This window comes from Methanosarcina baikalica, from assembly GCF_031461075.1.
In the GTDB taxonomy this organism is placed as follows: Archaea; Halobacteriota; Methanosarcinia; order Methanosarcinales; family Methanosarcinaceae; genus Methanosarcina; species Methanosarcina baikalica.
In genome coordinates this window covers 1-1,708 of sequence record NZ_JAVKPK010000141.1, presented here as the reverse complement: position 1 = coordinate 1,708, position 1,708 = coordinate 1, and the positions used below count along the sequence as shown (strand labels likewise).

The following is a 1,708-nucleotide window of genomic DNA, read 5'->3' as shown; positions in this document are numbered from 1 at the left end:
CCGACTTTCCGCAGATCTCTCCTCAAAAGTAGTATTTTTCACAATTTTTTCCCATCAACCTTATTATCTTGCCCTTAACTTCATCCATGTTGGCAATTTGAGTTACCACTTTTGAGTCCACTTCCATTTTTACTTCTGTAATCTCTCTCATCAGCATAAAAGCCCACTTCAATGTGGGCTTTTGAGTTTGTTTCTTTACCTGGTCAGGTATTGTTTCCCCTGTTTCTTTTAGCCTTTCTCTTAGCTTCCATTCCGCTACCGAATAAACCATCAGAGTTAAGACCATTACCATTGAGAGAGCTTCAATTCTTTGAGGTTTTTTCAAATAAACTTCGGAAACCCTGAAACTTTTATCCTTTATGAACCTGAACCCTTTTTCCACCTTACTCTGGTTCTTGTAATGTTCCAGCATCTTTTCAGCATCAAGAGTGAGGTCATTGCTCGCGATTATAAACCTTCCCTGATACTCTTTTTCATTCAGTGCAATTTCTTCGTTCCTGACTGCTTTTGCATTTACAACATAGTGGATGATAAGCTTTTCATCCTTCTTTGGCCTTCCTCTCCTGCCGTTTTCCCTTGTTGAAACCGTGGAAATCTCTACGGTTTCCAGCAAACAGTGCGGATTCTCTTTCTTCCATCTTTCCAGGGCTGCTCTGGCATCCTCTTCACAGGCAAACTTTATCTTTTTTAGATCTTTGAGATCTTTCTGAGATTCCAGAACCTTCTTCTGGATTTTCCTTTCAAAAGTAATGTCCTTTCTTTTCTGCATCTCAGTGGAGTGAACAACTACCCATTTTTGCTCGATACCACCATATTCAACAATAGTTTCATAAAATGAATAGCGTGAGTCCTCTCCCTGTTTGAACTCAAGATCAGAAATCAACAAATCTTTTGAAAGATTTAGGGTTGAAGGGACACGAGTAATCCACTTCATGCCTTTTCTCATTGATTTGATGTTATTGTCAGAGTATAGAGCACTGTCAGCTATGTAATAAACATCATCAGGGAAAGTTATGTTTTCCTGAAGCTTTTTCATTGCCTCAATTATGATTTCTTTGTCTGATGCATTACCAGAGTAAGCTTTTGCAAATAACGGGATTCCATACTGATTTGTAATTATTCCAAGTCCAAAACGTTTCAGGTCATCTCTACCGTCTTTTGCATGACCGTATGTAATTTCGATGTCAAAACTGCCATCGATATGTTTGTAGTCACCATAAACGCTAAAATTAGTAGTGTCACTTTGGAGAAGTTGAGTCTTGATGTTCACAATTTCCATCATTTTCAAGGCAAGTTTCATGAAAAGTTGAGTAGAATCTGCTCCATATATCTCGTCAAGAGTTCGTCCTAAAACATCATCAGTAAGGTCAGACGCACTGATTCCTGAACCAAGTAGCCTTTCAACAGGAAGAGTTTCAAAGTACTGAGAGTACATATAAAGGCGACTGTCAGTGAAACCAAGACAGTTGAGAATCATCGCCTTTACTACAATAGAATGAGCTAACTTGTGCTGCCCAAGTTTGGGCAGCACTTCATCAATCACTTTTCCAATTTCAAGTTCATCATAAATACCAGAAACGATTCCGTGATGATCAAGAGAACGTGTTGTAACAAACATAATGAATTCAGAGTCAAGATACGACATTTTAGATATTTATATATTAATGAGGAAAATAGATAAATTAATCAGACATCTGCGGAAAGTCAG

At 38.1% G+C, this 1,708-nt stretch carries 1 protein-coding gene; it reads right to left on the bottom strand.

The features are described 5' to 3' along the window. Positions 1–22 precede the first annotated feature (22 nt). The gene (locus tag RG963_RS16405; protein WP_310577350.1) at positions 23–1,618 is read right to left on the bottom strand and encodes an IS1634 family transposase; all 1,596 of its coding nucleotides are present in this window, start codon (positions 1,616–1,618) and stop codon (positions 23–25) included. Positions 1,619–1,708 lie beyond the last annotated feature (90 nt).